This is a genomic window from Arthrobacter sp. SO3, assembly GCF_020532825.1.
Classification (GTDB): Bacteria; Actinomycetota; Actinomycetes; order Actinomycetales; family Micrococcaceae; genus Arthrobacter.
In genome coordinates, this window is sequence record NZ_MQTS01000217.1 from 22,454 (window position 1) to 29,193 (window position 6,740).

Annotated in this window: 7 protein-coding genes and 1 tRNA gene; 1 reads left to right on the top strand and 7 read right to left on the bottom strand. The window is 66.1% G+C overall.

The genetic code is table 11. From position 1 onward, the window contains the following. Positions 1-6: 6 nt before the first annotated feature. Positions 7-840: an oxidoreductase gene (locus BJQ90_RS19170; protein WP_226761790.1), complete on the bottom strand. Its 834-nt coding sequence runs from the start codon at positions 838-840 to the stop codon at positions 7-9. A 127-nt stretch (positions 841-967) separates the two neighbouring features. Further along, positions 968-2,404 carry an NADP-dependent phosphogluconate dehydrogenase gene (gene gndA / locus BJQ90_RS19175; protein ID WP_226761791.1) on the bottom strand — a complete coding sequence of 479 codons (1,437 nt, stop codon included), beginning with the start codon at positions 2,402-2,404 and terminating at the stop codon, positions 968-970. A 240-nt stretch (positions 2,405-2,644) separates the two neighbouring features. Here gndA and BJQ90_RS19180 point away from each other — a divergent pair, with 240 nt between their 5' ends. Next, entirely contained in the window at positions 2,645-3,373 is a 729-nt protein-coding gene (locus BJQ90_RS19180; protein ID WP_226761792.1) for a FadR/GntR family transcriptional regulator, read from the top strand. Positions 3,374-3,568: 195 nt separating this feature from the next. Here BJQ90_RS19180 and BJQ90_RS19185 read toward each other — a convergent pair whose 3' ends face one another. The 5 genes from BJQ90_RS19185 to BJQ90_RS19205 all read right to left on the bottom strand — a co-directional run bounded on the left by BJQ90_RS19185 (position 3,569) and on the right by BJQ90_RS19205 (position 6,247). Then, on the bottom strand, positions 3,569-3,847 hold the full coding sequence (locus BJQ90_RS19185) for a hypothetical protein (RefSeq protein WP_226761793.1): 279 nt from the start codon (positions 3,845-3,847) through the stop codon (positions 3,569-3,571). Between the two features lie 386 nt (positions 3,848-4,233). Beyond that, positions 4,234-4,309, bottom strand: a tRNA-Val gene (locus tag BJQ90_RS19190). 81 nt (positions 4,310-4,390) lie between these two features. Next, positions 4,391-5,284: an NAD-dependent protein deacetylase gene (locus tag BJQ90_RS19195; protein WP_264197433.1), complete on the bottom strand. Its 894-nt coding sequence runs from the start codon at positions 5,282-5,284 to the stop codon at positions 4,391-4,393. A 31-nt stretch (positions 5,285-5,315) separates the two neighbouring features. Further along, the gene (locus tag BJQ90_RS19200; RefSeq protein WP_226761796.1) at positions 5,316-5,810 is read right to left on the bottom strand and encodes a peroxiredoxin; all 495 of its coding nucleotides are present in this window, start codon (positions 5,808-5,810) and stop codon (positions 5,316-5,318) included. 20 nt (positions 5,811-5,830) lie between these two features. Further along, positions 5,831-6,247, bottom strand: a complete 417-nt coding sequence (locus tag BJQ90_RS19205; protein ID WP_226761795.1) for a DUF3052 domain-containing protein — start codon at positions 6,245-6,247, stop codon at positions 5,831-5,833. Positions 6,248-6,740 lie beyond the last annotated feature (493 nt).

The window sequence follows — 6,740 nt, forward strand, 5'->3', positions numbered from 1 at the left end:
CGGACGCTACGAGGGAAACCGTTTGTAGATGTTCCAGATCACGACGTCGAAGGCACGGTCCGGCAGCAGCCGCCGCAGCAGCAGGATGGCCCGGGCGCCCTTGCCCACCGGGTAGCGGGTCCTGGGCTTCGGGGACGTCGCGGCGTGGACGATGGCGTCGGCAATGACGTGCGGCGGCGTGGACATGGTGGAACCCACGGTGGAGGCCAGCGCCGCCGCCACCACCTTCGCCTGGTCCATGTAGGGCCCGTGGCCGGACGTGGCCAGCAGGCTGTCGCCGGAGATGGCGCCCCATTCGGATTCGGTGCCTGACGGCTCGATGATCGACACGTCAATGCCGTGGGGCTTGAGTTCGATCCGCAGTGAATCGCTCAGGCCCTCGACGGCGAACTTCGTGGCGTGGTACCAGGCACCCAGCGGTTCGTACATCTTTCCGCCGATCGAGGACACGTTGATGATCCTCCCCCGCCCCGCGGCCCGCATGCCGGGCAGCACCAGCTGGGTCATCCGCGCCAGCCCGAACAGGTTGACGTCGAACTGCCGCCGGCCCTCGGCCAGCTCCACTTCCTCCAGCGAGCCGTAGGAACCGTAGCCGGCATTGTTAACCAGCACGTCGACCCGGCCGTGGGCGGCGATCACCTGCTCCACGGCGGCGGCCATGGAATCCTCGTCCGTGACGTCCAGCGCCAGGACCGTCACCCCGTGGGCCTTGAGGGGCTCCATCTTCTCGACGCGGCGGGCCCCGGCATAGACGGTGAATCCGTGCGCCGCGAGCTTCCAGGCGGTCTCATAACCGATTCCGGTGGACGCACCGGTGACGAATGCTACGGGCTGGGACATTTGCGGGTCTCCTGGCTTGCGGGGGCGGGTGGTTGGACGGACGCCGGGACCGGATCCCGGGGAAAACACGAACGGCCGGTGCTCCCAGCGTAACGGGGAGCACCGGCCGTTCGCGTCGGCAGGAAGACTAGTGGGTGTCCACTGCCTCGATCTCGGACTTGTCCTCGCCCCAGAGGGTGTGGAAGGTACCTTCGGCGTCGACCCGGCCGTAGGTGTGCGCCCCGAAGAGGTCACGCTGGCCCTGGATCACGGCGGCCGGCAGGCGCTTGCGGCGCAGGCCGTCGTAGTAGGCCAGCGAGGAGGAGAACACCGGAACCGGGATACCGAGCTGGACCGCGGTGGCGACCACGCGGCGCCAGGCCGGGAGGACGTCGGCGATCGCCTTGGTGAAGGCCGGGGCGAAGAGCAGGTTGGCCGGCTTCTCCGCCGCGGCGTAGGCCTTGGTGATCTCCTTGAGCAGTTCGGCGCGGATGATGCAGCCGCCGCGCCAGAGCGAGGCGATCTCGTCCAGCTTCAGGTCCCAGCCGTATTCCTTGGCGGCCGAGGTGAGCATGTCCAGCCCCTGCGCGTAGGAGACCAGCTTGGAGGCGTACAGCGCCTGGCGGACGTCCTCGACGAAGCTCTCGGGGACCTCGACGTCGGCCTCGCCGCCGGCGAGCAGTTCCTGGGCCAGCTTCCGTTGCTCCGTCTGGGAGGACAACGCCCGGGCGAAGACCGATTCGGCGATGCCCGACGTCGGGGAGCCCAGCTCGAGCGCGGAGATGACCGTCCAGCGGCCGGTGCCCTTCTGGCCGGCGGCGTCCACCACGACGTCGACGAACGGCTTGCCGGTCTTCGCATCCACGTGGCCGAGGACTTCGGCGGAGATCTCGATCAGGAAGGAGGCGAGGTCGCCCTTGTTCCACTCGGCGAAGATTTTGGCCTGCTCGGCCGGTTCAATCCCTGCGCCGGAGCGCAGCAGGTCGAACGCTTCACCGATGACCTGCATGTCGGCGTATTCGATGCCGTTGTGGACCATCTTGACGAAGTGGCCGGCGCCGTCGGTGCCGATCCAGGCGCAGCAGGGCTTGCCGTCGACGTGGGCGGCGATCTTTTCCAGCAGCGGGCCCAGGGCGTCGTAGGACTCCTTCGATCCGCCGGGCATGATCGAGGGGCCGTTGAGGGCGCCTTCCTCTCCGCCGGAGACGCCGATGCCGACGAAGTGCAGGTCCTTCTTGGCAAGCGCGGCTTCGCGGCGGCGGGTGTCCTCATAGTGGGAGTTGCCGGCGTCGATGATGATATCGCCCGGTTCCAGCAGCGGCTCGAGCTGTTCGATCACGGAGTCGACCGGCTTGCCGGCCTTGACCATGATCAGCACGCGGCGCGGCTTCTCCAGCGAGTCGACGAGCTCCTGCAGGGTCTCCGTGCGGATGAAGTCGCCGTCCGTGCCGTGCTTGGCCAGCAGGGCATCGGTCTTCTCGACGGACCGGTTGTGCAGGGCAACGGTGAAGCCGTTCCGGGCCAGGTTGCGGGCGAGGTTGGCCCCCATCACCGCAAGGCCGGTGACACCGATGTGTGCTGACATCAAAACTCCAATTCATTTCTGTGCAACTAGTGCAGTTCGTCCCGCGCGGAAGGCGGGACCCATCTTCTTGGGATCAGTGGCTGTCAATAAACCATATGTATTTCCGCGGGGAGCTGGAAAGCCCTGCCCACGTGGCGGAATATGGCGCGTCACAAACAGTCTATGATTTCCGGCGCCCTCTCCGCCGGTCCTTGCCGTAACGGCGGCTGGAACAGGGTGCGCCGCACTATGCTTACGACTATGTCAACCAGCCTCCACCACCGTGCGATCGAACACCTTGGCACCCGCATCGTCGCCGGCGAACTTCCGGCCGGCCACATCATGCTGGCCGAGCACCTCGAGGATGAACTCAAGGTGTCCCGTTCGGTGGTCCGCGAGGCGGTGCGTGTCCTTCAATCGCTCGGCCTCGTCGAAACGACGAAACGCGTGGGCATCCGGGTGCTGCCGGCCAACCGCTGGAACCCCTTCGACCCGCAGGTGATCCGCTGGCGCCTCGCCGGGGAAGGCCGTGGCGCGCAGCTGCGCTCCCTCGCAGAACTGCGCACCGCCGTCGAACCCGTGGCCGCCGAACTGGCTGCCGCCAACGCCCCCGAGGAGATCCGGCGCGAACTCGTGGAGGTGTCGCACGCGATGCGCGACGCCGGGCAGGCCGGGGACGTGCCGAGGTTCCTGGAGCTGGACATCCATTTCCATTCCCTGCTGCTGACCGGCTCCGGAAACGAAATGTTTGCAAACATGGTGGGCCAGGTGGCTGAGACGCTGACCGGGCGCACCGTGCACGGCCTGATGCCGGACCACCCGCGGGCGACGGCGCTGCAGTGGCATGTGGACCTGGCCGAGGCGATCGCCAGCGGGAACCCCGAGGCAGCCCGCGGCGCCTCGGACCGGATCATGCGGGAGACCATCTCGGAAATGGAACCCGAGTGGAAGAACCAGCCCAGGGTGTTCGTCCCGGTCCAGCGGCCCTAGCCGCGGAGGCGGCCGGCAACCCGCATCGTTTAGGCCATCGAATAGGCATTTCTGCCGCCCGGAATCCCGTCGCGTGTTTCACATTTCCGAAAATTCACGGTATATTCATTACAGGCTTTCCACCGCGGCATCCCCCAATAGTCGCGGTGGAAAGCCTTTCCAATGCCCCGGCACGTCCGGCCCGCGATACCGCACCTACGCCGCGTCCGCTATGGCCTCCCGCAGCCGCCAGCCGCCGCCCAGGCCGTCACGGATGATTTCCATCGTGGTAAGGGCAGAACCCGGATTCCGCCCCAGTCTGGCCTGGATCTGCCAGACCTCGACGTCGACGCGGCTCAGCCCCTTGGGCATCCGTCGCTCCGCCTCCCACCAGCTCACCCGCTCGAACCAGCGGACCGGCTCCGCACCGATGAGCCATTCGCGGCCACCGCGCACGACTGCCCGTGGCCTGCCATCCGGACCAGATTTCACCATGATGTGTTCCATACCGCCACGGTAGGGCGGGGCTGTGACATTCCTTGCGGAATGCGAACGCCAGGGACACGCCGCCGGTGAAATCCACCATCCTGAATGCCGGCGGGATGGACCCAAAAGGCGACGGCAGCAGTGCGGCAGATCGCGGCCGCTGCAGCCAGAACCGCCTGGGCGTTGTAGCGGTACTGCCACGCTTTGAACCAGTAGCAGCACGGCCGGTGGCCGGTCAAAGGACACGATGCCGTCGTTGACGGATAAATACGCCGCGGCCAGGTGCGTTGTCAGCACATGGAGAGGCCATGCACTGACTAATCTGCGCCAGGGCTGCCGGAGTATGCAAAACCCCGCCGTGCGGGCTTTGCAGCCTGCAACAGCGGGGTTTTCTTTGGTGGGTCCTACCGGGATCGAACCGATGACATCCACGGTGTAAACGTGGCGCTCTACCAGCTGAGCTAAAGACCCAAACTGCTGGTTCCAAGCCTCAGCGCTTGAACCAACGAACAGTTACTGTACCGGATGCAGCGGGCAGAACGCCAATCGGGCTCAGCGCGGCGGGAGTTCGTCGGCAAGCCAGGTGAGGGCCTCGCTGACGCCGGCGTCGAGCTTGACCGTGGCTAGCTCGTCCCCGCGGGTCTGGCCGCGGTTGATGATCACCACGGGCTTCCCGTGCTTGGCAGCGTGCCGGGCAAACCGCAGGCCGCTCATCACCGTCAGGGAGGATCCGGCAACGAGGAGGGCGCCGGCCTCGTCCACCATGGCGTACGAGCGTTCCACCCGGTCTTTCGGGACGTTCTCGCCGAAGTAGACGAAATCAGGTTTGAGCGTGCCCCCGCAGGCCGGGCAGTGGGCCACGACAAAACTCTCGATCAGGGCGGCGTCCTCGACGGTGGCGTCGGCGTCGGGAGCCATTTCGACCACGCCGCCGGAGAGCGCCCGTTCCAGGAAGCCGGGGTTGAGCTCTTCCAGCACCCCCGCCAGCAGCGTCCGGCTGTAACGCCGGTGGCAGGCGAGGCAGACCACCTGGTCGAAGCGGCCGTGCAGGTCCACCACGTTGACGCTTCCGGCGTCCTCGTGGAGCCGGTCCACGTTCTGGGTGATGAGTCCGGTGAGCAGGCCGCGGCGCTCCAGCCGGACGACGGCGGCGTGGCCGTCATTGGGATCGGCGCGGCGCAGATGGGACCAGCCAATGTGGTTCCGGGCCCAGTAGCGGCGCCGGTTGTCCGCCTCGCCGATGAATTCCTGGTACGTCATGGGAGCCCGGGGGGCGGCGCCCGGCCCGCGGTAGTCCGGAATGCCGGAGTCGGTGCTCAGCCCGGCACCGGTCAACAGGGCGAATCGCTCCCCCGCGAGAACGTCATGGATTTCCTGCAGGACCGCAAGCTCGTCCCGGGCCGGCGTCCCGACGGGGACCGGGGGCAGGCTGGCAAAAGCAGTCATGCCGATCCCGGGCCGCCGCGTCCTCACCGCGTCAGCTCCGGCCAAGTCCCGCCAGGGCGGAGCGGTACTCGGCGAAATCCCGGGCCTGGCCGCGGGGATTCACCACCACGTAGCGCACAATGCCGTTCGCGTCGATGATGAAGGTTCCGCGCTTGGCCATGCCGCTTGCGGGGTCAAACACCCCGTAGTGTTCGGCGACGGCCCCATGCGGCCAGAAGTCCGCCAGCAGGTCGAAGGCATAGCCTTCCTTCTCCGCGTAGGCCCGCTGGGCGAACTTGCTGTCCACCGAGATCCCCAGCACGACGGCATCGGAACCCTCGAAGATCGCCAGGTTGTCCCGGATTTCGCACAGCTCACCCGTGCAGATGCCGGAGAAGGCGAACGGGAAAAACACGAGCACGACGTTCCGGCCGCGGAGCTCCGAGAGCGCCACGGGTTCGCCAAACTGGTTCAGCAGCTCAAAGTCGGGGGCAACATCGCCGACAGCGGGCACAACCTCTGCCCCGGCTGCCTCATCCCCGCTGATGCGGACTGCGCCGGCTTGGGTCACTTGTTCTTCCGCGTGACCCGGGTGGCGCTCCAGTCCTTCGAAACGCCGGCGGAGGTGGTGTAGTGCAGCCCTGCGGTGGGTGCGGCATCCTGGATGTCCGCCGGTGACACATAGCCCACCCGGCCGGACTTCGGGGTCAGCACCCAGATGACGCCGCCCTCAGCCAGGGTGGTCAGCGAGTCAACCAGGGTGTCAACGAGGTCCCCGTCGCCGGAACGCCACCAAAGAATGACGGCATCTACTACTTCGTGGTCGTCCTCATCGAAGAGTTCCGAGCCGGTGAGATCTTCGATGTCGTCGCGCAAGTCGAAGTCGACGTCGTCGTCATAACCGAATTCCTGAATCAGGTCACCGGTTTTGAAACCCAGTTTTTCCGCCACATTTACCGAAGTGGCGGCGTCGGCCTCGCTCACGTGTTGCTCCTATGCTTGGTGTTTTCAAAAGCTCTAGTGATTTCCATTACTCCAAGCCAACACCCTTTGCGCCTGCGCTTCAAGCTGTTGGCCCCGCGATCCGCCATATTCTGCGTCACACACGGCGATCCGGGCACCGCCGGGCGGCACGTCGTCACACAACCAGTATGCCGGTCAAATACGACTGGACCCCCACGGGACAGCTACGCATCCCTGAGATGTGAGAGCTAGAGTGGCTGGTGACGACTACGCCCGCGAGGGCAAACGTCCCGCTGACACCGGCGGGAGTAGTTGTGATTGGACCTTGCCCGGCGCACATGACCGGGCAGTTGTAACCGATATGTCGCACACGTCGCGTTCACGCCAGGCAGTTACCCTGCCGGAGCTGAGGGTGCCGATGAATGCGCTCAAAGAGAGGTTGGACGTGGCTGCAGGAGAAGAGACCTCCCATATCCTCAGCGGGTTGACTAACCAGCTGCCTGATCGTGATCCG

Excerpts from the sequence above, each read along its gene's own strand:
- BJQ90_RS19195 (WP_264197433.1), bottom strand. The coding sequence starts at position 5,284 with ATGACTGCTTTTGCCAGCCTGCCCCCGGTCCCCGTCGGGACGCCGGCC.
- BJQ90_RS19185 (WP_226761793.1), bottom strand. The coding sequence starts at position 3,847 with ATGGTGAAATCTGGTCCGGATGGCAGGCCACGGGCAGTCGTGCGCGGT.
- BJQ90_RS19170 (WP_226761790.1), bottom strand. The coding sequence starts at position 840 with ATGTCCCAGCCCGTAGCATTCGTCACCGGTGCGTCCACCGGAATCGGT.
- BJQ90_RS19180 (WP_226761792.1), top strand. The coding sequence starts at position 2,645 with ATGTCAACCAGCCTCCACCACCGTGCGATCGAACACCTTGGCACCCGC.
- gndA (WP_226761791.1), bottom strand. The coding sequence starts at position 2,404 with ATGTCAGCACACATCGGTGTCACCGGCCTTGCGGTGATGGGGGCCAAC.